We start from the raw sequence: 26,103 nt of genomic DNA, 5'->3' as shown, positions 1-26,103 counted from the left end.
TATGAAAAACAAGTACTTCGACATACATGCACCGGTTTTTTGGCCTTCAGTGGTTTTGATTATCTTGTTTATCACGGTCACACTTTGGGTGGGCGAACCGATGGCGGAGGTTTTTGCCGCCAGTAAGACCTTTATTACCGATAAAGCAGGTTGGTTATTCATTATCGCAGTCAATGCTTTTATCGTTTTCTGTTTTTATCTGGGATTTAGTAAGTATGGCTCCATCCGACTGGGCGGGAAAAATGCCGAACCGGAGTTTTCTACCGGAGCCTGGTTTGCCATGCTGTTCAGTGCAGGTATGGGTATCGGGTTATTGTTTTGGGGGGTAGCCGAGCCGGTCTACCACTATGCCATTCCTCCCTATGGGGAAGCCTATTCCCTGGCTGCTGCCGAAAGATCCATGAACCTTACATTTCTTCACTGGGGCTTCCACGCCTGGGCCATCTACGCGGTGGTGGGCCTTTCATTGGCTTTTTTCGCCTACAACCGGAAATTACCGCTCACCATCCGCTCTGTGTTTTACCCCTTGCTGGGAGAACGAATGAATGGTTGGATGGGCAACGTGATTGATGTTTTGGCGGTGCTGGCAACACTTTTTGGACTGGCTACCTCATTGGGATTGGGCGTGCAGCAGGTAAGTGGGGGCTTGTTTTATCTCTTCGGCATTCCCAATACGGTGACCGTGCAGGTACTCCTGATTGCAGGAATCACCTTAATCGCCACCATCTCGGTTGTTTCCGGGATCGACAAAGGAGTAAAATTTCTCAGCCAGTGGAACGTACGGATTGCTGCGATCTTGTTGGTATTCGTGTTGATCGTTGGACCCACGCTTTTTATTTTCCGTTCGTTTGTCCAAAACATGGGAAACTACCTGGGGAGCATCCTGGAGGTGTCTACCTGGACCGAAGCCTACCGGGACAATGGCTGGCAGGGAGATTGGACCGTTTTTTACTGGGCCTGGTGGATCTCCTGGTCTCCTTTTGTAGGCATGTTTATTGCCCGGGTTTCCAAAGGGCGAACGATACAGGAGTTTATTTTTGGGGTATTGTTGGTACCGACCCTGCTTACCTTTTTGTGGTTGACGGCGCTTGGGGGAACCGCCATCTTTCTCGACATGCAGGAGGGAGCGCTGACGGGCAGTCATGCATTGGCGGAAACGATTACAGGCGATGTGTCCATCTCCATGTTTGTGTTTCTGGAAAACTTCCCCTTTAGTGGTATTGGGTCCATCATCGGTATCCTGTTGGTGACCAGTTTTTTTGTCACTTCTTCCGATTCCGGATCATTGGTGATCGATAGCATTACCGCCGGGGGTAAATTGGACGCCCCGGTAGGGCAGCGCATTTTCTGGGCGACCACCGAAGGTGCAGTCGCAGCCGTATTGCTTATTGGGGGAGGGCTAACGGCACTTCAGACGGCAGCGATTACCACGGGACTTCCCTTTTTGGTGATTCTTGTGTTTATGTGTTATTCCCTGTACAAAGGACTGGGTCAGGAGCATGCTCGGCTGAGGCAGTTTGACAAAGACCTGGACCGGGCGTCTTACGAAAAACGATTGTCGGATGTGATCATGAAAAAACTCAACAAACAAAAGAACTGATGCGTAAACTTAGCACTATTGGATTATTTATTGACCTGTCCGATCTGGACGTACTGTTGCTACAGTACATCAAAAAATTAGACGAAGTATTTCAATTTGAGCGGCTGACGCTGATTCATTTTGTCGCGCTGGAGGAAGTATCCAAAGAAATAGGCGATATGTTGCCCTATCTCGACAAATCCCTGGATGAAATTTTGGAGGAAGAGGTCCTGGAAAAGGTCGTCGAAGTATTCGGCGAACAAAAAAGCAGCATTCAGGCGAAAATCTATTCCGGGGGGCAATTGGACCAACTGGTAGAATGGGTGGATGCGCAGAAATTTGACCTGGTCCTTCTGGGGAAAAAGTCGGTTCATGGAGGTACTGGAGTATTTAGCAGCAAAGTCCTGCGGCTAACTGCTTCCGATACCCTGTTCATACCCGAGACGGCCAAAGCACGTATCGAGAAAATCGTATTGCCGCTGGATTTTTCAGACTATACCGAGGGCGTGGTCTCGCTGACCAAGTCCCTGGCTGCACACACGGGAGCATCGATTTTGCCGGTGCACGTGTTGAAGGTAGGCAGGCAATATTTCCCTTACATTCGCAAGCCTTCCGAATTTCACGAGGCCTTGCACAAGAAGGCAATTTCCCACTACCAGAGGCTGAAAAAGAAGGAAGGACTTCCCGATAGCCTGGAAATCATTCAGGGTCAGGATGAGCCGGTAAGCCGCAGTATTTACGATTATGCGATTCGTAAAGGGGCCGATTTGATCGTGCTGGGAAACAAAGGCAAGACCGACGACGATACCCTGCTGATTGGTTCGGTAGCCGAGCGAATGATCGCATCGGATAAGCACTTACCGGTATTGATTGTGAAATAATGCTTTTTTCCAAAAAAAGTTTTATAGCTTCGTTCCCGTAAACCAACCAGTTTCGGAGGCCTATGCAAGCGGAAATAAAGATTGCCGTATTGATTGATGCAGACAATGTCCCATCCAATCAAATCAAAGAAATGATGGAGGAGGTAGCCAAGTACGGCAATCCCACCATCAAACGCATCTATGGAGACTGGACCAGGCCGCAACTGGGCAAGTGGAAAAACGTGTTGCTGGAAAACGCCATTAATCCCATTCAGCAGTACGGGTATACCTCCGGCAAAAATGCCACCGATTCGGCGATGATTATCGACGCCATGGACATTCTTTACACCGGGCGGGTGGATGGTTTTTGCTTGGTTTCCAGTGATAGTGATTTTACGAAATTGGCCACCCGTCTCCGCGAAGCCGGCTTATTGGTAATCGGCATGGGAGAAAAGAAAACGCCCGATCCCTTTATCGTCGCCTGCGATAAATTTATTTACCTGGAGATCCTGCAAAAAGAAAGCGAGGGGCAGGAGGACAGCAAAGAGAAAGGCAAACCCAGACCCCAGGTCGATAAAATCAACCCCAAGCTGATTCAACTGATTTCTTCCACCATTTCGGATCTGGCCGATGACGACGGTTGGGCCTTCATGGGAGATGTGGGAAACCTGCTGCAAAAAAAGCAGCCCAATTTTGATTCGCGAAATTACGGCTTCCAAAAATTGACGCCCCTGATCGGCTCCATCAATAAATTTGAGGTAGAGCAGCGGGAAAACCAAAAAGGAAAATACAAACTAATCTACGTACGCAACAAAAGTTAAGGTTTTTTGTCCGAGCCAGTCTTGGGTAAGGAGAAATAAAAGGTCGTACCCTCGCCGGGCTCAGACTGTAGCCCTATTTTCCCTTCCAGACTATCCAAGATCTTTTTTACAATGGCCAATCCCATGCCGGTACCTTCGTACTCGTCCTTTTGGTGTAGTCGTTGAAAAATCACGAATATTCGTTCGAAGTATTCCGGATCGATGCCTATCCCATTGTCCGTTACCCGAAAAAACCATGTGTCCCCCTGATCTTCACAACTCAGGTGTATCTGCGGCGGGATGTTTTTTTTCGCGTATTTGAGCGAATTGCCGATGAGGTTTTGCAGGACCAGAAAGAGAAAACTGTGGTGGCTGACGATTACCGGAAGCGGGCCATGGCTTACCGTAGCATCTAGCCGGCGGATTTCTTGGGACAGCGTGTGAACGACCTCGTCAAAAAGCCGTTGCAGGTCCACCGCCTCAATGGGGTCCTTGCCCGGGTGGATGCGGGAGTATTTTAACAAATCCAGAATCAATTGGCGCATGCGCGAGGCACCTTCTACGGCATGGCGGATATAGGTCTTTCCCTTTGCGTCCAGTTGGTCCGCATACCTTTTTTCCAACAGTTGCATAAAGCCGGTCACCATGCGTAAGGGTTCCTGCAAATCATGCGAGGCCACGTAAGTAAAATGTTCCAAATCGTTATTTTTTGACTTTACTTCGGAAAGGGACCGCTTCAGGGCATCCTTTTGCTGTTCCAATTTGGTTCGGAGCAGGTATTGCTCGCGCAAACTTTCCTGCAGTCCCTTAAACAATTTTGGAATCAATACCACGAAGACAGCATTGAGAAAGATCAGGTTGGAAGAGATGGCGATCCATGACTGTATGTCTAAAGCAGCTGAAAAACGACTCTGTAGGGGAGCACCCATGTATATCAGCCCGCCAAAGAAAAAGCAGGTAGCCCCGTTCAAATACAAGCCCATCCATCCGGCATTGGCCGGCAAAACCAGAATTATAAAAACCGAAACGGCCAACAGGTACAGCAGTCCCGGACCAAAATTGCCCAAATAATAGATGAGAACGACACCAATGCCATAGATGATGCCAATGAACACCCATTTTCGAACGATCAATGGGATGCCAGGGACATGCGCAATCAGTAACAATCCGATGACGGCCAGGATATCCGCGAAAAGCAGGCCCGTATGGGAAGTAATGTACGAGAGGTAAACCCCCGGAATCAACGCGATGCTGCATAAGGGAATGATAAACAAGAGCGTGGTAACAAAAAGGTAGTTTTTCCAGTAATCCAGCGGATCCTGCGGTCGAAAAGCCTCCGCGCACGTCGTAAAAACATGTCGTCGGTACCTCTCGATAAACCTATTGGTAGCAGTTGTGTAGGTGCGATTCTGTGTTTCCATGGGTTATTCGTAGCTGTTTCTGCCTGCCAAAAAAAGTGGTAAATCCCGGCACTTTGTTTAAGAATTAAAACTAAGCAATAAATTTTATTTCTCCATGATTCTCAGCGGACGATCAACCGAAAACCAGTATCGCCCGGTTACTCCTATCGGGAAGAAATCCTGTCTGCCCGTAGATACTAGTCATTGTTGGTTTCATTTTTGTACCTTGGCATAAAATACAATCCCGTGAAAAGTAACATTGGAACCGTATCTCTTTTGGTGGCCATTGGTGGTTTCCTTTCCCTTGAGTCGGGGATTCATTTTGGCTGGCTGGAAGGTCCTCTTTGGCGCATTTTGGCGACGGGTTTTGAAGCCGGTACCATCGGAGGTTTGGCAGACTGGTTTGCGGTAAGCGCCTTGTTCTACGAGATACCCATACCCTTTGTCCGGCGACACACCAATATTATCGTCAAAAACCGAGAAAAATTGACCGAAGGAATTGTGGAACTGGTCACCACCAAATGGCTGTCTCCGCAAGTGCTTCGCGAACGGCTACAAGGCTTGTCCATCGCCGACTCGCTGCTACGCTCCCTGGATGAACCGGCCCAGGTACAACGGCTGATGGATTTTATGCGCTGGCTCCTTCTTCGTGTTTCCGGAGAGCTGGATCATCCGAAACTGGCGATTTTTATCCAGAAAATCAGTAACAATCAGCTGCGGGAAGCGGATATTGCAAGCCCATTAGGTGCCTGGCTCGAGGATGCGGTCAGGGAAAAACGGCACCATGGACTCGTACAAATGGCTTTGGGCCAATTTTCCCTCTCGCTTCAGGAATCCGAAACCCGGGAATTGTTACTAAAAAAATTGAGCAGTGCCCTCAAACAATATGCTCAGCGGGACTGGGTGAAAAAATCCGCGGTTTGGTTGGGGCAAAAAACCGGAGGGATTGATCCGGAACTGCTCACGGACCGGCTGATAGATCTTGCGCTAGTGCTGATGGAGGAAATACGGAACGATCCGGACCATCCCCTTCGCGAAAAGCTGGACGAGTACCTGTTGGAGTTAGCAGCCAATCTCAAAAATGGAGAGCAGCAGACGCTCTCCTATCTGGAACGGTTGAAGCAAAACCTGCTGCTCAACGATCGGTCACGTGTCCTGATTCAGCAGTTACTGGACCGCCTCAAAGCGGGGTTTCAGGACCAATTAACGGACAACGACCGGCCCCTGATGCACGTGATTCACCGGCAGTTGCTTCGCTTTCTGGAAGAGCTGCGCAACGACCCAACCAGCCGTGGGCAATTCGATCGGTGGATAGGGTCAACCGTGATGTCGCTGGTAGATCGGTACCATCACGAACTGGGGGCCATGGTACGGAGCAGCCTGGGAAGACTGGATGACAAGGGGATCATGCTTCAGATCAAGGATAAAGTGGGAAATGACCTGCAATACATCCGGCTGAATGGCGCGGTAGTAGGAGGCCTCGTCGGCATTGGGATCGCCCTGATTCGCTGGCTGCTCCTTTGAGCGGGAAAATGGGTCATTTTTTTGCAAATCGGCGGGATTTTTTCCGCACGGAGAAGGATTTGTTGCCGGGGGTTTTGATCCCGGCCAAAATACCTTATTTTTAAGGTAAGTTAAAGGGAACAGGCAAGTAGCCGGAGCTGTGTGCCGGTGCTGGATTGCTGGTGAAGCGTTCCGTTCATCGTTTACAGCTTTTTGCTGGTAGGATCCGCCGGAAGGACCACTTGATGTAATCCCAGTGATCCGTTGGTGCGTTTGTTCCCGAAAGTCAGTTTTCGCAGTGATCGAATCTTCCCGCCTATGAGCCAGAAAGTCGCAAAAATTGAAGAATTACCTCCTTCCGAGGTGTTGGAGGAAATTCGCTCGCTAAATCAGGTACTGGATGAGGTACTCCCCTTCAAGAAGCTGGACCACAATATCTTAATTGCTACCTGGAACATCCGGGCTTTTGGGGGACTGACCGAAAAGTGGGAGGCAGGGGATGCCGATTCTCCCAAACGGGACCTGCATTCCCTGCTGGCCATTGCGCAGATCATTTCCCGGTTTGATATCATCGCCATACAGGAACTGAAGGGGGATCTCAAGGCCTTTCGGCACATGTTAAAGGTTTTGGGAAATCATTGGAGCTTTATTCTAACCGATGTTTCGGGAGGCGATGAGGGAAATTCCGAAAGGCTGGCATTCTTATTCGACACCCGAAAAGTTAAATTGTCCGGACTGGCTTGTGAATTGGTGGTGCCCAATGAACAGGTGACCGGGATAAAAGAAGGGGCTTTTTCCCGGCAGTTTGCCCGAACGCCCTATGCCGTGGGGTTTCGGGTAGAGGACAAAACCTTCGTGCTCGTGAGCATGCACGTGCTCTACGGCAATACCCCCTCTGACCGTGAGGGTGAATTAAAGGCCATTGCCGAATGGATGAGCGATTGGGCCAGCTACATGCATTCCTTTGATCAAAGTCTGGTGTTGTTGGGTGACTTTAACATCGACCGAATCGGCGATCCCCGGTACGAAGCATTTGTGTCGACCGGTCTGAAAGTTCCCGAAGATTTATGGCAGGTTCGCCGGACCCTGATCGACCATCAGACCAAGTTTTATTCGCAGATTGCCTGGTTTGAAAACCACGCACGGATCCCCCAATTGTCCATTCAATACCTGCACGGAGGGGTTTTTGATTTTGGCCCCCACCTGCTGAAAAAGCGGGATTTGACTCCCTTTCAGATGAGTTGGCGCATATCCGATCATTTGCCGCTTTGGGCGGAGTTTTCCACGAAAAGCTGACTTTTTGATAAGTTTCGGTATCTTTACCTGACGTTAAACATTTCAAATTATGGTTAGACCGTTTTTTATTTTTGGCATACTGCTGTGGGGTTTTGCCTGCGGCGAAAAATCTCCGGAAAAAGCAGACGCCATAAAAATCAACCAGATTCAACTGATCGGGAGTCACAATAGCTACAAGCTACCCGTACCGGAAGGAATCATGGCCCAGCTTCAGTCAGAAAACACCGAATTGGCTGCCGGGTTGGATTACAGTCACCCGCCCGTTTGGGAACAGTTAGCTATGGGTTTGCGGTTACTGGAGTTGGACCTGTACCGCGATCCGGAAGGGGGACGGTTTAGCCAACCGTTGGGACAGGCCTTTCTGGAAACCGAGGCACTGGATTCAGTCAAAAAGGCGGCTTTTGACCGGTCCGGATTTAAGGTTTTCCACGTGCAAGACATCGATTATAACAGCCACCATCCCTTGCTGGTGGATTACCTGGAAGAGATGAAGCGTTGGTCTTTATTACATCCCAACCACCTGCCGGTATTTATTACCGTGAATGCGAAGGATGACAATTATCCCGAAAGAGGCTTGACCGAAGCATTGCCTTTTGATGCCCCATCCTTTCGGGAATTGGACCAAATTCTGCAGGAGGTATTGGGCGCGGAGAAACTGCTGACCCCAACCGAGGTTACTGGTTCGCATCCGGACCTGAAAACGGCCGTTACCGAATCCGGTTGGCCCTCCCTGGATTCAGCCCGGGGGAAGTTCATTTGGATCCTGGACGAAAAAGGGGAGAAAATGGAGGCCTACCTATCCGGGGCAAAATCTCCGGTGTTTTTTGTAACGGCCCCGGAATCGCATCCCATGTCGGGTATCCATATCCTCAACGATCCAATCGAGCACCAAGATGAGATCCAATCCCTGGTAAGCAAAGGCTACCTGGTACGGACCAGGGCCGATGCAGATACCCGAGAGGCGAGAAGTAACGAGACCTTCCGAAGGGAAATGGCCTTTGAAAGTGGCGCTCAATTGATTAGCACCGATTATTACCTTCCGGATGTGCGTTTTGAAGGGGGGTATCAGGTGTCTTTTTCGGATGGAGGGTATTGGAGATGGAATCCCCGTTTTTCGGTAGCTGCCGTCAACACGGAGCTGGCAGAAGCTCCTGCAAGCCGGGTGGTCGTGCTGGACACGAAGACCTTTCACTTTGGCCGGGCGCATTTTGACCCATTGGTTCTGGACGTGCGCACCCAGCCAGAAGTGGAGGAGGGCATTATTCCCGGTGCCGTACACATTGATTTTATGCAAGCTGATTTTGCAGATAAGGCAAAAAAATTAAAAAAAGACGAACCCGTATTCGTTTATTGCAAGGTAGGAGCCAGAAGTGCCAAGGCAGCAGAGGAAATGAAAAACATGGGCTTCGAGAACGTATACCACCTGGAGGGAGGGATCGACGGGTGGACTGCAGCCGGTTTTCCGTTATCTCGCTAGAGGAGACCTGCAGGGCATAGGCAATGATTTTTGACAAGGTAGTATGAAATTAAAAATAGTTCAGGAGGATCCCTGGTTGGAAGCGTACAAAGAGGAAATTTACCAACGCTGGGTACGGTTTCAGTTGTCCCGGGACGAATTGGTAAACGTGGCAGGGAGTCTTTCGGACTTTGCCAATGGGCACCACTATTTTGGGATTAATTTTGATACAAAACGGCATGGTTGGGTCTACCGGGAATGGGCTCCGGAAGCGGATGCCCTGTACCTCATCGGCGATTTTAATGCCTGGGATCGAAGCATGCATCCCCTGGTAAAAGATCAGTGGGGGATTTGGGAAATTTTTCTTCCCTTCGAGGCCTACAAGAAACGACTGGTTCACAAAAGTTTGGTAAAGGTGTACGTTAAGGGCGGTAACACCTCGCTGGACCGTATCCCTGCCTACATCCGGCGGGTGGTGCAGGATGAGGAAAGCAAGGATTTTTCCGGGCAATTGTGGTTTCCGGATACGCCCTTTTCCTGGACGGATCACGACTTTTCCCCGACGTATCCCATCGATGGCCCGCTTATTTACGAATGCCATGTGGGAATGGGACAGGAGGAAGAAGGGGTGGGAAGCTACACCGATTTTGCGGATAACATCCTGCCAAGAGTAAAGAAGCTGGGGTACAATGCCATTCAGCTAATGGCGGTAATGGAGCATCCCTACTACGGCTCTTTCGGCTACCATGTTTCCAATTTTTTCTGCCCTTCCAGTAGGTTTGGCACGCCCGAGGACTTAAAATACCTGGTCGATTCGGCACATGCACTTGGGCTTGCCGTGATCATGGATGTGGTTCATTCCCATGCCGTTCAGAATGTATCGGAGGGGCTGAATGCCTTTGACGGATCCGATCACCAGTACTTTCATGCTGGACCCAGGGGCTACCACGAAGTCTGGGATTCCAAATTGTTTGACTATGGAAAATGGGAAGTGAAGCGTTTCTTACTTTCCAATCTAAAATATTGGCTTGAAGAATTTCATTTCGATGGGTTTCGCTTTGACGGTGTTACCTCCATGCTTTATTTTCATCACGGGCTGATTACCTTTGATCATTTCGAAAAGTATTTCCACAAGGACGTGGATTGGGATGCCATTAGTTACATGCAGCTGGCAAATGCACTGATCAAAGAGGTCAAGCCGGGAGCCCTCTCCATCGCCGAAGAGGTGAGCGGCATGCCGGGGCTCTGCCGAAAGCCGGAGGAAGGAGGCATCGGGTTTGACTACCGCATGGCCATGGGCATTCCTGATTTCTACATCAAAATGTTAAAGGAAAAGCCCGATGAAAGCTGGGATATTTTGGAGTTTTGGAAGGAATTGAGCGACCGCCGATACAGGGAAAAGACGATCGCTTATGCCGAGTCGCACGACCAGGCTTTGGTAGGCGATAAATCCATCGCCTTTTGGCTCATGGACAAGGAAATGTACTTCCACATGCAGGTGGATGATCCGAACATCATTATTGACCGGGGGATCGCACTGCACAAGCTTTTTCGCTTGTTTACCAGTAGCCTGGGTGGAGAGGGGTATCTCAATTTTATGGGGAATGAATTTGGCCACCCCGAATGGATCGATTTTCCCCGCGAGGGTAACAACTGGAGCTACCAATACGCCCGCCGGCAATGGAGTCTGGCGGAAGATCCCAAACTGAAATACAAGTACTTGTTGCGTTGGGATCAGGCCATGATTCACCTATTGAAAAAATACGGCATTTTGCCTGCTGCATTTGCGGAGCAGCTTCACGCAGATCCGACGAATAAAGTGCTGATCTACCAACGGGCCGGTTTGGTCTTTGCCTTTTCCTTTCATCCCGAAGCATCCATTCCGGACTACCAGTTTCGGGCGCCGGCCATGGGACAGTATACCCTTGTGCTCAATTCGGACGATCCGGAATACGGAGGATTCGGAAGGATTCAGGGAACGAAATCCTATTTTACCGATCAAAACCAACGCTTGAGCATCTACATGACCAACCGGACAGCGTTGGTTTTTGCGCGGGTGGATGAATGACGGCCAATTTTTATTTGGTCATAAATACAAATTTGGTGAAATTGGGAAATAACTTGTGGTGTTTCTTCTTTTTTGCTTAATATTACGGGTAAATCGTTGAACGTTAGCCTATGGCCATGAACATCGTGATTGCGGGAGCAGGGGATATGGGATATCACTTAGCCGAGCAACTGTGCTACGAAAACAAAAACATCATCCTGATCGACCTGGACAAGGATGTGTTGGACAATATTGGCTCCAGACTGGATGTGATGACCATCGAGGGAGACTCGGCCTCCATTGACGTTTTGAAAAAGGCCAATATACACAATGCGGAGTTGATGCTGGCGGTGACCACGTCCGAGAAAACCAATATTTGCGCCGCTGTACTCGCCAAGCAACTTGGGGCAAAAAAGGTGATAGCCCGGGTACGGAATCACGACTACCTCTATCCCGAAAATAAAGTGTATTTTGAGAATCTGGGAATCGACTCCATCATTTCCCCCTCCTTACTTTGCAGCAAGGAAATTTCCCGGCTCATGAAGCGTTCTACTTTTTCTGACGTTATCGAGTTTGAAGGGGGGAAATTAAGCGTGGTGGGAATTACCCTGGAACACGACTCCCCATTGGTAAACAAACGGCTGTCGGACACCACCACCGACCCGATATTCGAAGACATTCGGATCATCGCTTTGGTACGGGATCACCGGACCTTGATACCCCGGGGAGATACTTACCTCCGAAACAACGACCACGTTTTTTTTATCTCCAATAACAAGTCGGTAGATACAGTAAAAGAATTGGTACGGCACAAAGGCAAGGAAATCCATAGTGTGATGCTGATCGGTGGAGATGACCTGGCCTATTCCACGGCGCGGGAACTCGAACACGAGTACGGCATTACCCTGGTGCATAACGACAAAGAACGCTGCAAGTGGCTGGCCGAGCGGCTGGACAATGCCCTGGTTATCCACGGCGATTACAAAAATATCAACCTGCTGATCGAAGAGGGGCTGGAGACCATGGACGGCTTTTTGGCGTTGACAAACAGTTCGGAAACCAATATCATTACCAGCCTGAGTGCAAAAAATCACGGGGTATACAAAACCATCGCACACGTAGATACACGGGAATACATTCATATTTCCCATAGTATCGGCGTGGATTCCCTGATCAATAAAAAGCTGGTGGCAGCCAACCACGTAAGCCGCTACCTGACCAAAGGAAAAGTGGAGGCGGTTTCGGGCATTCATGGGGTGGAGGCCGAATTTGTGCAGTACCTGGTGAGCAAAAACAATCGACTTACCCGGCGAAACTTGCGGTCCCTTCATTTTCCGAATTCGGCCATCGTGGCAGGGGTGATTCGTGGAGAAGAAGTATTTATTCCGGACGGGGATTTTCAGTTGCAATTGAACGACAAAGCCATTGTTTTTGGCCTTCCCGAAGCGAAGCCGGTCCTGGAAAAACTATTTAACTAATCATGATTCATTACAAGGCCATTTTAAAGGTAATGGGCGGATTAATGATGCTTTTGGGAATTCTTATGTTTCCCAGCATTGCCTTCTCGTACTATTACCAAAGCGGGGATCAAATCACCCTGATCGGTTCGGCCTTGATCTGCCTGGCTGTCGGCGGAACATTTTTTTATTCCTTTGCCAAGCAGGATCAAAACATCCGAAAGCGGGAAGGGTACATGATCGTAGCATCGAGTTGGGTGGTTATGTCGGTGTTCGGCATGATGCCGTATATTTTCAGCGGTAGTATTCCGGTGGTTTCCGATGCCATTTTTGAAACGGTATCCGGATTCACCACCACCGGCGCCTCCATCCTTACCGATATCGAACGTCTACCTGAGGGGATTTTGCTTTGGCGAAGCATGACTCAATGGATCGGAGGATTGGGTATCATTGTATTGACCGTTGCCATTTTTCCGCTGTTAGGTATTGGGGGGATCGAGCTCTTCGTTGCCGAGTCGCCCGGTCCCACCTCGGATAAGGTACATCCACGGATTCGGGAAACCGCCAAAAGGCTTTGGCTCATTTATTTTGGCTTGACACTTGCCCTGGTTGCCTTGTATTACCTGGAGGGGATGACGTTTTTTGATGCCATGAACCACGCCCTTACTACCATGTCAACCGGCGGTTTTTCCACAAAAAACGCAAGCATGGCCTATTTCGACAGCCCCGTGATTCACTATACCGCCATTTTGTTTATGTTTCTGGCCGGAACCAACTTCACCCTGTTGTATTTCGCCTTTAAGGGTAGGTTTCGCCGCATATGGGCCAGTGACGAATTCCGGGCCTATAGCATCTCTTTGATTTTGTTGATCTGTGGCATTGCCGCCGCCATGTACTACCTGGTGCCCGGCGAGGTGGAACCCACCTTTCGAAAGGCCATGTTTCAGGTAGTTTCCCTGGTGACGACTACCGGCTACGTGACAGCAGACTATACAGCGTACAGCAATGGGTTGACCATTGTTTTTTTTATGTTGTTGTTTATGGGAGCCTGTGCAGGTTCCACCAGTGGAAGCATTAAATTTATCAGGCATCTGACCTTTGTGAAAAATTCCACCCTGGAATTTAAGCGCATTGTTCACCCCCGCGCAGTGGTGCCGCTCAAAATAAACGGGGAACGGGTGACCGGAAAGATCATCACCCATATCATGAATTTTCTGCTGTTGTACCTGATGATATTTGTCCTGGGATCCATTGTGATGTCCATTGCCGGGTACGATCTGATCACCTCCTTTGGGGCGGTGGCTACGGCACTCGGCAACGTGGGGCCCGCCATCGGTCGGGTAGGACCCGTAGATAATTTCGCTTTTTTCTCCCCGTTTGCGAAATTATTTCTCAGCTTTCTCATGTTATTGGGAAGGCTGGAGTTGTTTACCATTTTGGTGCTCTTTACGCCCTACTTCTGGCGGGCCAATTAATTCCAAACCTTTTGCCCATGCATCCACCCATTATTGCTGTTTTTACTGCCCCAGAACTTGGTTTTCGGGGGAATCCTGCCGCTGTGGTACGCTCCAAACACGCGCTTACACCGGAACAAATGCAAGCCCAGGCACGGGAAATAGGCATGCCGGCGACCTCGTTTTTGCTGGAAGATGCAGATGGCAGCTATCGGGTGCGTTGGTTTGCACCGGATGCAGAAATTGCGCTTTGTGGTCATGGAGCTGCTGCTGCGGGTGTTTTTCTAGCCCGGCAAACGCAGGTCGAAACCGTCCTGCTGCAGTACAGCGGAGGCCAGATCGCCGTAAAGGTTGCAGGAAACCGGTTTGAGATGCGCCTGCATGCCATTCCGGTAACGGGGCAGGTTGCCGTACCCCAAGCCATAAAAGACGGACTCGCTATTCCGGTTTTGGAAATGTACCAAACCGAAAACAAGCACTTGATTTTGACCGATTCGGAAGCATCGGTAGCGGCCATGCAGCCGGATTTTGACCGCTTGCGTGAGTCCGATATTTTTGGGTATGCTGTGACGGCAAAAGGGGATACCGTGGATTTCGTGAGTCGGGCGCTGGTCCCACACGTGCAGCAACTGGAAGACCATGCCACGGGCTCTTCTCATGCCCTGTTGGTGCCCTTCTGGGCACCAAAACTGGGCAAAAATCAACTGGTTTCCCATCAGTTAAGTCCCAGAGGTGGGCGATTCTTCGCTGAATTAGCCAACGATACGGTGGTCCTTTCCGGAACCTTTGCCAGAGAGTAGGGCTGCCTGACAGCTTGGCAGTCCGTTGTTCTGGCCTTTGACTATTTGAATATTGGATGGGAATATTTGGTGTAAATCCCATTTCCTGTGTTTTTCCATATTTTTTTCGCTCGCTGGTACAATTATTGCTTTTTTATTTCGCAAAGTTTTTTCAAATCAAAAAGCGACAAAATCTAGAAAAGATGCAATACCGAAAAATTCTCATTAAATACGGTGGGAATGCGATGATCAATGAAGCACTAAAAGAAGCAATTTCACAGAAAATAAAAATCCTGCAAGAGCAAGGTACCCAGGTAATTCTGGTTCATGGTGGAGGCCCGTTTATCAACAAATCTCTGGAAGAGGCGGGAATAAAAACCGAATTTTTTGACGGGCACAGGCATACCACTGTGGAGGCCTTGCGCTGTATCGAAAAGACGCTTAAAGGAGAAGTTAACAGCTCCCTGGTCAACTTACTAAATAAACAAGGACTAAAAGCCGTTGGGCTTTCCGGAAAAGACGGGCAGCTGGCCATCGCAGAGAAAAGATGGCATATCGTAAAAGATAAATCGGGTGTCGACAGCCGCCAGGACTTGGGGCAGGTAGGCGATGTGCAAGTAGTCAATCCCCTGTTGCCGGACCTCCTGCTGGAGAATGGCTTCACTCCCGTGGTCACCTGCATCGCTTCGGATACGGCGGGCAACGACTATAACATCAACGGAGACGTTTTTGCTGGAAAAATTGCCGCCTCCCTGCAAGTTGATGCCTACATCGTGCTCACCGATGTGGACGGCTTGTACCGGGACTACCCCGATCCGGCTTCCATTCTGAAAACATTAAAGGTTGAAGCCGTGGAGGCGTATATGGGGACGGTTATTCAGGGAGGCATGATACCCAAGATTGAATCCTGCCTGACCGGGCTTAAAGGGGGCGTGAAGAAAGCCGTCATCCTGAACGGTACCCAGCCGGAGCAAATAACCGATTACATCATCAACCATCATTCTATAGGAACAACCATAACTCACTGAACATGCAAATTTCCAACGAATATTTATATGAGGAGGACAAAAAATATTACTTACCAACATTCAAACGCTTCCCGCTGGCCCTGATCAAGGGAAAAGGAAGCCGGGTGTGGGATGCAGACGGGAAGGAGTACATCGACATGTTGGCCGGTATTGCCGTCAACAACCTGGGGCATTGCCATCCCAAGGTGGTTCAGGCCATTCAGGAACAAGCGGCCGAGTTGATTCACATTTCCAACTTTTTCGTTAGCCCGCCACAGGTTGCCTTGAGCAAGCTGTTGGTGGATCTCAGCCGCATGCAGCACGTATTTCTTACCAACAGCGGTGCGGAGTCGGTGGAAGGGGCCATTAAGATTGCCCGAAAGTATGCCTTTAAACAAGGCAAGGGTGGAGACATTATTTCCATGAAAAATTCTTTTCATGGCCGAACCCTGGCCACCATTGCAACCGGGCAGGCAAAATACCAAAAAGGGTTCGCACCCATCCCTACGGGATTTGCGCAGGTGGACTTCAATTCACTGGAGGCGTTGGAAGCGGCCATTACGCCGGACACGGCAGCCGTAATTCTGGAACCCATTCAAGGCGAGGGAGGGATTGTTCCCGCAGAGAAATCCTACCTAAAAGCGGTGAGAAAGCTTTGTGACGAAAAAGGCCTGCTGTTGATCTTTGACGAAATTCAGTGTGGTATCGGTAGGACCGGCCACTTTTTTGCCAAGGATTACTACGAAGTGCAACCCGATATCCTCACCCTGGCCAAGGGCTTGGGAGGAGGTATGCCCATCGGTGCTGTCTTGTGCAACAAAAAGGTGGGAGATGCCATCGACTTTGGGGATCACGGGACTACCTTTGGCGGAAATCCCCTGGCCTCTGCAGCCGCCCTGGCTACCATCAAAACCATTTTGGAAGAAAACCTGACGGGTGCAGCACAGGAAAAAGGAGACTGGCTGATGGGAATCATCCGCTCTTGGACCAAAGCGCATCCGATGATCCGGGAAGTAAGGGGATTGGGACTAATGATCGGGGTTCAATTGGACCGGCCCGCCGCACCCATCGTCAAAGCACTTATGGACGAAGGGGTCATTGCCAACGCCACCGCCGAATCGGTATTGCGATTGGTTCCCCCCTTGAACATACCCGAAGAGGACCTGGTACAGGTTCTGGATAAATTAAAAGCGATTCTCCGTTTAATCGAAGAAAATGAACACTAAAACCTACCGAATAGGGATTGTGGGTGCATCGGGCTATACCGGCTCGGAACTGGCCCGCATCCTGATCCATCATCCCCAGTCCAACCTGGTTGCAATCACCTCCGAATCCCACCGGGGAAAGCGGTTTTCAGACCTTCACGGGCAATTTTCCGGAATTCTGGACACCGTCCTCATTGGGGCAGACGAACTGAATACCGGAGACCTGGATGTATTGTTTCTGGCACTTCCCCACGGAGTGTCCATGGAATTTGTAAAACGCTGGAAGGACTCTGGAATCAAGTTGATCGATTTGTCCGGAGATTTCCGGCTTTCCAGTCCGACCGTTTACGAGGAATGGTACAAAAAGGACCATACTTTCCCCGAAGGTTTTGAAACGGCCGTCTACGGCATGCCTGAATTGCACGCGCAAGCCATCCGAAAGGCCCGTCTGGTGGCCAATCCAGGTTGCTACCCGACGGCATCTATTTTAAGTTTGGCGCCGCTCTTTCATTCCGGAATCGGAATCGATCCGGACGGAGCCATCATCGATGCCAAGTCGGGAATTACCGGAGCAGGAGTAAAAGCCAGCAACACCACGCACTTTTCCAATGTCAACGATAACTTCAAGGCCTATGGTATTGGTAGTCATCGGCATACGGTGGAAATCCAGGAACAGCTTTCGTTTTTAGTAAAAAAATCGGTTAATTTACAGTTTACTCCGCACCTGCTGCCGGTGGACCGGGGGATATTGGCTACCTCCTACCTCCGGATAGAGGGGGGCATGACGCAGCAAAAACTAAATGCCCTGTATCAGGACTTTTACCACGACCAACCCTTTGTCCGCATCCGAAAGCAAGCACCGGCCATAAAGGAGGTGCGAGGCAGCAACTACGCGGACCTGTTTCCGTTCTGGGATTCCCGGACAAACCGGGCCATCGTCATTGCCGCCATTGATAACCTGGTAAAGGGTGCAGCCGGGCAGGCCGTACACAACATGAACCTCATGTTGGGAGTGGACGAATCCATGGGGCTGTTACAGGTTCCCATGCAACCATAAACGAAACAAAACCATGATTAAAAATATTACCAGTGTAAAAGGAATCAAATGCTGGGGTGCCCATTCCGGCATCAAATCCATGCGACGTGACCTGGCCATAATTTTTTCGGAAGTGCCTGCAGCCGCCGCGGCAACGCTCACACAAAACAGGGTGCAGGCCGAGCCCATTAAAGTCACCCGGAGAAATCTGAAAAATAATCGGGCACAGGTAATCGTGTGTAATGCCGGAAATGCCAATGCCTGTACCGGTGAACAAGGAAGAAAGGGGGCTGAAGCCATGGCAGCGACCATCGCCGAATCCCTGTCAATTTCGCCGGAAGATGTGATCGTCGCCTCTACGGGGCTGATTGGAGAGCCTTTTCCCACCGAAGAAGTCCTCGAAGGAATCAAAACGACGGTACCGAAGTTGTCCAACGATGCCAAAGCCGGTTCCTTTCTGGCCAATGCCATTTTGACAACCGACACCTTCGCCAAGGAGGGGTTTGTGGATTTTGAATGGGAGGGCAAAACCATCTCCATCGGCGGCGTGGCCAAAGGATCGGGGATGATTCATCCAAACATGGCGACCATGTTGTGCTTTTTGGCCTCGGATATCGCCATCGATGAGAACCTGCTCCAATCCACCCTTAAATACTGCGTCGACCGCTCTTTTAACTTGATCACTGTGGATGGAGATACTTCTACGAACGACATGGTGGCGATTCTCGCCAACGGAATGGCCGGAAACACCAAAATTACCAGTGAAAGCGACCCGCTTTACCCGCTGTTTAAAGAGAAATTACAAGAACTACTCATCCACCTGGCCAAATTAATCGTATCGGACGGAGAGGGGGCCTCCAAGTTTGTGGAATACAAGGTATCTAAGGCTATCTCCGAAAACGTTGCCATGAAGATGGTACGAGCGATATCGGATTCCACGCTGGTAAAAACCGCCATGTTTGGCCGGGATCCTAACTGGGGCCGAATTATTGCTGCCTGTGGAAATGCCGGAATCAGCTTTAATTATAAAAAAGCCAACTTGTACCTGGGCGATGCAACCAATCAGGTATTGGTATTGAAGCGCGGAACGCCTACCGAATTCGACAAGAATTACATGAAAAAGTTGCTTCGGGAATCGCATATCAAGATTCACCTGGAACTCAATACCGGTAAACAGGAAGCGACGGGCTGGGGATCGGACCTCACCACCGATTACGTGATGTTTAACTCGGTTTACACGACATAAAAGAAGTAGTGCAGCAGCATGCAAGCAGCCGAAGATCCCTTTCGATCTTCGGCTGCTTTTTTAGTAGCCACCAAGGGGAAGCACATAGGCTGCCCGAATACCCAGGAGACCCAGGTGAAAGGGAGAGGGGCCGGCGTGTTGGTACCGAAGGCTGAACTCCACTTGTTGCAACCGATAGCCCATCTCCACAGCAAAAGCAAACTCCACCTGCCTTTCGGAGTAGGTATCGGGCGAATTCTTAAACCGGTTGACAAACAATGCCCCGCCAAGCTGTGGTTCCAAAAAAAACGGCTTAAAATTCAGGCGGTAACCGGCAAGTACCGGGACCACGTGCAAACTGAGATTTTCTCCATTGGCCAGGGGAATGGAAGAGTCAATGGGAAAATACAGGTAATTTCCCGTTATCGACCATTGTCCAGTCGGTCCGGCAGCAAGCAAACCCTTGATAGAGGCGCCAAATCCCGCGGGGAATTGCTGTTGATAGAATTCATTTAGGCTAATACCTGCATCAAATCCGAGATTTACCTGGCTCTGTTGCGCCTGGGCCAGGCTTTGCCATCCGAGAAGAAAAAAGAGGAAGCAAAAAAAGAGCGATTTGATCATGTCTACAGCATTGAGTAAGGAAACGAATAATCCGAATTCCAAGATAGCAAAAAATAGGCAATCGGTGGGCGTTGTTTCGGGGGAATTGGTAGCGACCTATCGGAAAATTTTTCCCAAAATCAGTTTGGGCAGGAAAGGGTATTTTCAAAAAAATGTATAAATTAAGGGGTTTTGTCGTGAAAACGTATGCATCAGACCCCGAATACCTGTATCGTATGGTTTGTTTTAGTGGGCGCCTTCCTGGGTTCCTGCTCCCCAAAAGAAACGGAGGATTCCGAGGCAGTCTGGACCGTTCCGGAAAGTGCCGCAGCGATTGCCAACCCGATACCAGAAGCAGCGGAACACCTCAGGGAGGGACAGGCGATTTACCGATTGTATTGCGAGACCTGTCACGGTGCCACCGGTGGGGGAGACGGGGCAGCCGGTCAGGCCATGGGGAGCCAGCCTGCCAATTTGCAGTCCGAACCCATCCAATCTCAGTCTGATGGCGCCCTGTTTTTTAAGCTTACCGAGGGAAGAGGCGTCATGCCATCGTTTCGGGAGGTATTGACGGAAACCCAACGCTGGCAACTGGTGCATCATATTCGGAAGTTGAAAAATGCAGACGCGCATGCCGATACGGCCGCCTTGCCTCGGGCGCTTGTTCCGGGTATTTCCATCAGTAGCTGGGCGAAGGTGGTACCCCGTGCCGTGCGTATTTGGGCATCTCGGGATGGGGACTACCTCTGGTACGCTACCTTGCCAGGAGAGGTGTACCGATTGTCTACCGATCGATCGCAGGTGCCAGAGAAAATGCTGGATGTATCCGATCACGGAATCCCACGGCTACAGGGAGCCACCTACTGGCAGGACACCCTTTATTTAAGTGGAAACGTTCGTGTAAACGACAACAAAGGTACCGAGGGCAGGCTGGTGCGGGTTAGTTGGAATGCCGAAGGCAGGCCCAGGGTGGAAGTGGTGTTTACGACCGAAGCGTATGGTACCACCAATACGCCCTTCGATCACGGCTGGTCCGCATTGCAGGTAAGTGCTGACGAAAAACACCTATTTGTCGTTAGCGGGAGCCGTACCGACCACGGAGAGGTTCAGGATAACCTGGGTGCCTACCCCAATGCCCGGGATGAAGCCCTGACGGCAAAAATTTTCAGAATTCCGCTACACAGCAAGGACCTTTTTTTACCGAATGACCGGGATAGCCTGCAAGCCATGGGCGTCCTTTTTGCAGAGGGGATTCGCAATGCCTACGACCTGGCGTTGGATGGGGAGGGCAGGCTGATTGCGGTGGTGAACTCCGGCGATTACGACCAGAACGAGGACATGATTTGGGTACGGGAAGGACACCATTACGGGTATCCCTGGATGATGGGCGGTATGGAAACACCGCAACAGTTTCCGGATTGGCTGCCCAATCCCGAGACCGACCCCTTCCTTAATCCGGGGGCCGCTGCCTGGCCCGATGATTTTTACAATGATCCCGATTTTCCCAAGCGGCCAGCTGGCAGGCGGTTCACGCCTGGCTTCCTGAATTTTGGACCCGATGCCGATAAATTCAGGGATAGGGAAACCGGATTGATTCGGGATGCCTCCGATCTGGGGATGGGCATGACGACCTTTACTCCGCATTCTTCTCCGCTGGGTCTGGTTTTTGATACCGAAAAACAACTGCCCGGTAGGTTTAAAGGCAAGGCATTGGTCCTGCGCTATACCAATGGGCAGCGTTCGGTGTTGATGCAGCCCTTTACCCCACATGGAGAAGATTTGTTGCTATTGGATCTGGAACCCGATGGTGCCGGAACGAATTTTACGCTTAAAACCTACCGGGTGGCCGAAGGCTTTACCCAACCGGTAGATGCCGTTTTGCTGGGAAAATCACTGTACGTCATTGAATACGGCGGCAGAGAAAAAGGGGGAACCCTATGGAACGTTTCATTTGATTAATCTACCAAGTGTATGATGCAAATTTGTTGGAAAGTAGCGTTTTTCCTGGTCCTGTTGAAGGATCAGCCGGATCAGCCTTTTTTTTGCCGGTAAATTCACCTGTACCAGCGGAAGAACTTGGTTTTTAGATAAATTTTCCGAGATATTTTTTAGTTAAAGTAAATTTTTCATAAAATCAACCATTCCTTTTGTAAAATAATTTTTTTCTTTACCTTTGTAATGTCATCAGGGATTTCCTGAGGCGGTAGCACCTCGGAAGAGGTTCAGGAGCTGGAAAAACCAGCGAAGGTTCGAATCCTTCTGTTACAGCTTGGTTATTTTGGGTTTATTGTTAATTGACTTAAGCTATGAAATTTTATTTCATAGCTTATTTTTTTGTCAAAAAACCAGCGCTATTGGCCATACTGGACAGCTATGGGGCAGACTGCGGCCTGGAAAGGTACGCCAGTTCAGCCGTGATTGTTTGTCTTAGGGATACCCTGATAAGCCGTTCTTATCAAAGTATGGAGAAGCGTTCTTTCCATTCCACAACGGCCAATAATGAATTTTATTCAAAGAATTTCTCGGTTCAGGTTTTTGAAAAGCAAAGCCAGTCACTGGCTACCTGAAATGCAATAGATCAGCAAAAAGCAGCATGGTACAACGAGCAGGAAACAGAACAGATAAATCAGGAAATGATGATAAGCATGCGTTTAACCGGACCTTCCCAGGCTGAAAGCGGCGGTAAAGAAACACCATCCGCTGGGGTGAATCAAATACACAAATAGCTCGTTTACTTTAGCATGTAAAAAAATAAATTTGATGAAAGGGATAAATTACGTAACCGATGAGAAGGACAGGAAAGTGGCTGGCCAGATAGACCTGAAAACACACGGGAAACTGTGGGAGGATTTTTATGACACCATAGTAGCGGAGCAGAGGAGGGACGAGGAAAAAATACCGCTGGCCGAGGTGATCAGGACCTTGAAAGAGGAAGGCAGGCTGGATGAATCAATATGAGATAACCGTTAGCAAGTCGGCTGCGAAAGAACTGTCCAAGTTGCCCAAGCAGGTGAACAATAAATAAACTCATCGAAGCCATATTGGCCCTTTCAGGGGACCCAAGGCTGGCCGGTGCCATAAAGCTTCGGGGAGGGTCTGAAAACTGGCGTATCAGGGTAGGTGATTATAGGGTGGTGGATGTCATAAAACTAGACCACAGAAAGGACATTCACGACTGATCAGCCACGCTGTTTCTCCATGAGTATAAATCCCCAAAAGGTCGCCAAGATTAAGGACAGCGTTCACAGCTAAAGTGGCGTTCGTCATCGTCATCCGGCAAAAAGCCACGCCAGCCCGGCGCAGCAGCCTTCCACGAATAGTTTAAAAATATCAGGTGTTCCAGGCAGTTGTGCCGTTCGCCCCAGGCGGCTGCTCGGCTGTCCGCAAACCGCCCCACTCCCTTGCTTTTTGCCCATACCCGCCGGATCAGGGGCTTTCTTTTTTTCCGTTTTTTTTAAAGAATGTTTACAAAAAGGAAATCCGGATACCTCTTCTTTTTCGTACCTACAGGCAGATAAATTTTCAACTGAAAAAGAAAAAACTATCTCTATGGTTGTGGTTGTCCAAAGGGGCGAACCGTTTTATTCGAACAAGACAAAACTCCATGACAGGTACGGCCAGCTCAAAAGGTTGATATAGTTTTCGACAGGCATCGGATTGAAACACCCCGCTTTTTCACCAAATGGGCCAAATCCTTTACTATTTTTTCAAAGGGGTCTTGGGGCATGGTTTTTGCGCCATTGCAAACAGGAATCTCGTGGGTGTACTTGCGGGAAAGTAGGCGATTTCTCACTAAAAGTCTACTTTACCTATAGAGAAATACATCATGATTTGTAGTGATTTTTGTCATGTTTTTCCCTATTTCCTTCTTCTACCTTTGAACCATCAAAACAGCCTGGTAGCACACCGTTAGAGCAGTATTTGCTATCATTTGACCTAAACCAATAATACCATGAATTATTTTACAAAAACAGCTGCATTGCTTTTAATTGCGGTTTTCGCGATCGGCAGTAACCGGTCTTTTTCTCAGCAAGCCTATGCGATCGGGCCCGATCCCGAAATGAAAGTTTCAGGTACTTCCACCCTGCACGATTGGGACATGGTTTCGGAAGAAGCTACGGGCGAAGCAACGCTTCGTGTATCGGCAGGGAAAGTCACGACCATTCAATCTGCCCAAATTTCAATGCACGTAACGTCCCTCAAAAGCGGAAAGGGGCAAATGGACAACAATGCCTACAAAGCCCTCAATGCTTCCGAGTATCCGGAAATAACTTTTGAACTATTGGAGGCCAACCAGGACGGGGGAAACGATTGGAAAGCATCCGGCAGGCTTCAAATTGCAGGCGAGACCCGCACGGTACCCTTCCAATTGCAATTGTCCCCGGAGGATGAGTCAATTTCTTTGTCCGGTACCGCGGAAATTAAGCTAACCGACTTTTCTGTCGATCCACCCACGGCGGTTTTTGGCACCATCAAGACCGGGGACGAACTGACCCTTCACCTAAAAATGAAACTAAATCCAATAAATTAATCCAATAACTTTTACCATTATGAAAAAGAATATTTTAATTCTGGCAGGGGCTATTTTATGCTCATTCAGCAGTCTGGCCCAGCAACGAGACATGCAATTTTGGAGAGCGTATGACCAGCGCGGCATCAATGTGTTTGAGACCGGAAAGGCCGACACCGTTGCTTTTGACGGCGTTCGGGTGCGCATTGGTGGCGCATTTGCCCAGCAATTTCAATCCCTGAGTCACGAAAACGCCGCCACCCCTTTTCTAAATGACAATGGCATCAATACCAATCAATTGATGGATATTGGGTCGGGTTTCAACCTGGCTACGGCTAACCTAAACATCGACGTGGCCCTGGCCGATGGGGTGCGCTTGAATCTAATCACCTACCTGTCTTCCCGACACCACCCGGAAACCTGGGTAAAAGGAGGCTACTTGCAGTTCGATAAACTCCCTTTTTTAAAGAGTGAAACATTTGATCAGATCATGGAGAAACTGACCATCAAGGTAGGACACATGGAGATCAACTACGGAGATTCCCACTTCCGCAGGTCTGACAACGGAAACGCATTTTATAACCCCTTTGTAGGAAATTACATCATGGACGCTTTTGCAACGGAGATCGGAGCAGAGGTAATCTATCAGGACAAGGGTTTTTTGGCAGTCGCTTCGATGACCGGTGGGGAGATACAAGGAGGCGTAACCAACCCCTCCCGACGGAAGCCGGCGTTCATCGGAAAGCTAGGCTACGACAAAACCCTGGATAACGAGCTCCGCCTTCGCTTAACCGGTTCGATGTACACGACTTCGGGTTCCGTCAACAATACACTGTGGTCCGGAGACAGGGCTGGGTCCCGCTACTACCTGGTCATGGAAAACACACTGGCCTCTACCTCTGGAAATTTTACCTCCGGGCGATTCAATCCGGGCATGCGGGATAACGTGACCGCTCTGGTACTCAACCCATTTGTGTCCTACGGCGGGCTGGAGCTTTTTGGCACCCTGGAGCAATCCAAAGGAAAAGCCGCGAATGAAACCGAAGACCGCACCTGGAACCAGCTCGGTGTCGATGCCGTCTACCGCTTTGGTTCCATGGATAAATTTTACCTTGCAGGTCGGTACAATCAGGCGGGCGGCGAAATGCCCAACGGTTTGGAACCCAGCATCTCCCGGGCGCAAATTGGAGCCGGGTGGTTTATTACAAAAAACATCCTGGCCAAATTGGAGTACGTTAGCCAACAATACCAGGACTTTGCACCAACCGACATTCGAAACGGCGGTTCGTTCAATGGCCTAATGATTGAAGGCGTGATTGGCTTTTAGAAACCGATAATTTTGATCCAATGCGTATCGCTCTGTTACTGGCTTGCTGCCTCACCCTACCGGGGCTTGTCGAAAAGGACACCCTGATTATTTATCACAAGGAAATCATTGTGAAGGGAAAAACCTCCGTGGGAAGTTTTGAGTGCAGCTACGACAGCCAGTATGGGGGCGATACGCTTGTTTTTAATAGGCCGGCTCCGGTAAATTCCTCTCTGGATTTCGAAATTCCGGTAAAGGATTTCGGATGCGGAAATTTTTTACTCAACCACGATTTCAGAAAAACCCTAAAAGCCGAAGAATATCCAACCTGCGCGGTAACAGTCGATCGGCTTAGCAAAGTTGATCAGCAAATTTTTGGCACGATTCGCGTGCGTATGGCCGGGACTGATCTGTGTTTGGAAAAGGTTTCGTTCGCTCAACGAGAAGGCCGGTTGCAGGGAAACCTACGGCTTTCCATGGATCAACTCGGACTGGATGCCAGCAGCCGACTGGGCGGATTGGTACAGGTAAACGAGCAGATCGACCTGGAAATCAACCTGTACCTGGAGCCTTCCTGAAC

22 protein-coding genes are annotated in these 26,103 nt (G+C 49.6%); 20 read left to right on the top strand and 2 right to left on the bottom strand.

From position 1 onward, the window contains the following. Position 1: 1 nt before the first annotated feature. From GCU44_RS15130 to GCU44_RS15120, 3 genes are all read left to right on the top strand, one after another. Complete coding sequence (locus GCU44_RS15130; protein WP_154857303.1) at positions 2-1,600, top strand: BCCT family transporter; 1,599 nt, start codon at positions 2-4, stop codon at positions 1,598-1,600. Further along, complete coding sequence (locus tag GCU44_RS15125) at positions 1,600-2,460, top strand: universal stress protein (protein WP_154857301.1); 861 nt, start codon at positions 1,600-1,602, stop codon at positions 2,458-2,460. Before GCU44_RS15130 ends, GCU44_RS15125 begins: the two co-directional genes overlap by 1 nt. 62 nt (positions 2,461-2,522) lie before the next feature. Then, the gene (locus tag GCU44_RS15120; RefSeq protein ID WP_092177515.1) at positions 2,523-3,260 is read left to right on the top strand and encodes an NYN domain-containing protein; all 738 of its coding nucleotides are present in this window, start codon (positions 2,523-2,525) and stop codon (positions 3,258-3,260) included. Here GCU44_RS15120 and GCU44_RS15115 read toward each other — a convergent pair. Further along, positions 3,257-4,660, bottom strand: a complete 1,404-nt coding sequence (locus tag GCU44_RS15115) for a sensor histidine kinase (protein WP_154857299.1) — start codon at positions 4,658-4,660, stop codon at positions 3,257-3,259. The genes GCU44_RS15120 and GCU44_RS15115 overlap by 4 nt on opposite strands. A 225-nt stretch (positions 4,661-4,885) precedes the next feature. On the opposite strand from GCU44_RS15115, the gene GCU44_RS15110 reads away from it, so the two are divergent. The 11 genes from GCU44_RS15110 (at position 4,886) to argJ (ending at position 19,125) form a co-directional block, all read left to right on the top strand. Continuing rightward, positions 4,886-6,163, top strand: coding sequence for a DUF445 domain-containing protein (locus GCU44_RS15110; RefSeq protein WP_161993947.1), 1,278 nt, complete (start codon positions 4,886-4,888; stop codon positions 6,161-6,163). 297 nt (positions 6,164-6,460) lie between these two features. After that, the gene (locus GCU44_RS15105) at positions 6,461-7,438 is read left to right on the top strand and encodes an endonuclease/exonuclease/phosphatase family protein (RefSeq protein ID WP_154857295.1); all 978 of its coding nucleotides are present in this window, start codon (positions 6,461-6,463) and stop codon (positions 7,436-7,438) included. 49 nt (positions 7,439-7,487) lie between these two features. Beyond that, positions 7,488-8,915, top strand: a complete 1,428-nt coding sequence (locus tag GCU44_RS23295; protein ID WP_154857293.1) for a Ca2+-dependent phosphoinositide-specific phospholipase C — start codon at positions 7,488-7,490, stop codon at positions 8,913-8,915. 43 nt (positions 8,916-8,958) lie between these two features. Beyond that, positions 8,959-10,962 carry an alpha-amylase family glycosyl hydrolase gene (locus GCU44_RS15095; protein WP_154857291.1) on the top strand — a complete coding sequence of 668 codons (2,004 nt, stop codon included), beginning with the start codon at positions 8,959-8,961 and terminating at the stop codon, positions 10,960-10,962. Between the two features lie 110 nt (positions 10,963-11,072). Then, complete coding sequence (trkA, locus tag GCU44_RS15090; protein ID WP_092177502.1) at positions 11,073-12,419, top strand: Trk system potassium transporter TrkA; 1,347 nt, start codon at positions 11,073-11,075, stop codon at positions 12,417-12,419. Positions 12,420-12,421: 2 nt separating this feature from the next. Beyond that, positions 12,422-13,873 (top strand): TrkH family potassium uptake protein, encoded by a 1,452-nt coding sequence (locus GCU44_RS15085; RefSeq protein WP_154857289.1) that lies wholly within the window; start codon positions 12,422-12,424, stop codon positions 13,871-13,873. A gap of 17 nt (positions 13,874-13,890) precedes the next feature. Next, positions 13,891-14,652 carry a PhzF family phenazine biosynthesis protein gene (locus GCU44_RS15080; RefSeq protein ID WP_154857287.1) on the top strand — a complete coding sequence of 254 codons (762 nt, stop codon included), beginning with the start codon at positions 13,891-13,893 and terminating at the stop codon, positions 14,650-14,652. Between the two features lie 182 nt (positions 14,653-14,834). Beyond that, positions 14,835-15,659, top strand: coding sequence for an acetylglutamate kinase (argB, locus tag GCU44_RS15075; RefSeq protein WP_154857285.1), 825 nt, complete (start codon positions 14,835-14,837; stop codon positions 15,657-15,659). Positions 15,660-15,661: 2 nt separating this feature from the next. Further along, positions 15,662-16,864, top strand: a complete 1,203-nt coding sequence (locus GCU44_RS15070) for an aspartate aminotransferase family protein (protein WP_154857283.1) — start codon at positions 15,662-15,664, stop codon at positions 16,862-16,864. Beyond that, on the top strand, positions 16,854-17,900 hold the full coding sequence (gene argC / locus GCU44_RS15065; RefSeq protein WP_154857281.1) for an N-acetyl-gamma-glutamyl-phosphate reductase: 1,047 nt from the start codon (positions 16,854-16,856) through the stop codon (positions 17,898-17,900). The genes GCU44_RS15070 and argC overlap by 11 nt, the downstream gene beginning before the upstream one ends. A 13-nt stretch (positions 17,901-17,913) precedes the next feature. Beyond that, positions 17,914-19,125, top strand: a complete 1,212-nt coding sequence (argJ, locus tag GCU44_RS15060; RefSeq protein WP_092177492.1) for a bifunctional glutamate N-acetyltransferase/amino-acid acetyltransferase ArgJ — start codon at positions 17,914-17,916, stop codon at positions 19,123-19,125. Between the two features lie 60 nt (positions 19,126-19,185). Here argJ and GCU44_RS15055 read toward each other — a convergent pair whose 3' ends face one another. Next, entirely contained in the window at positions 19,186-19,770 is a 585-nt protein-coding gene (locus tag GCU44_RS15055; RefSeq protein WP_154857279.1) for an outer membrane beta-barrel protein, read from the bottom strand. Positions 19,771-19,914: 144 nt separating this feature from the next. On the opposite strand from GCU44_RS15055, the gene GCU44_RS15050 reads away from it, so the two are divergent. The 6 genes from GCU44_RS15050 to GCU44_RS15025 all read left to right on the top strand — a co-directional run bounded on the left by GCU44_RS15050 (position 19,915) and on the right by GCU44_RS15025 (position 26,101). Beyond that, on the top strand, positions 19,915-21,666 hold the full coding sequence (locus GCU44_RS15050; RefSeq protein ID WP_154857277.1) for a c-type cytochrome: 1,752 nt from the start codon (positions 19,915-19,917) through the stop codon (positions 21,664-21,666). A 347-nt stretch (positions 21,667-22,013) separates the two neighbouring features. After that, positions 22,014-22,274 carry a hypothetical protein gene (locus GCU44_RS15045; protein ID WP_154857275.1) on the top strand — a complete coding sequence of 87 codons (261 nt, stop codon included), beginning with the start codon at positions 22,014-22,016 and terminating at the stop codon, positions 22,272-22,274. 193 nt (positions 22,275-22,467) lie between these two features. Then, positions 22,468-22,665: a hypothetical protein gene (locus GCU44_RS15040; RefSeq protein ID WP_154857273.1), complete on the top strand. Its 198-nt coding sequence runs from the start codon at positions 22,468-22,470 to the stop codon at positions 22,663-22,665. Positions 22,666-23,659: 994 nt separating this feature from the next. Next, positions 23,660-24,238 (top strand): YceI family protein, encoded by a 579-nt coding sequence (locus tag GCU44_RS15035; protein ID WP_154857271.1) that lies wholly within the window; start codon positions 23,660-23,662, stop codon positions 24,236-24,238. 19 nt (positions 24,239-24,257) lie between these two features. Then, entirely contained in the window at positions 24,258-25,544 is a 1,287-nt protein-coding gene (locus tag GCU44_RS15030) for a hypothetical protein (RefSeq protein ID WP_092177479.1), read from the top strand. Positions 25,545-25,564: 20 nt separating this feature from the next. Then, positions 25,565-26,101 carry a hypothetical protein gene (locus GCU44_RS15025; RefSeq protein ID WP_154857269.1) on the top strand — a complete coding sequence of 179 codons (537 nt, stop codon included), beginning with the start codon at positions 25,565-25,567 and terminating at the stop codon, positions 26,099-26,101. The last annotated feature ends 2 nt before the right edge of the window (positions 26,102-26,103 follow it).

The organism is Cyclobacterium xiamenense (assembly GCF_009467825.1).
Classification (GTDB): domain Bacteria; phylum Bacteroidota; class Bacteroidia; order Cytophagales; family Cyclobacteriaceae; genus Cyclobacterium; species Cyclobacterium xiamenense.
The sequence above is the reverse complement of the archived record's forward strand: the minus strand, read 5'-3'. Positions and strand labels throughout refer to the sequence as shown.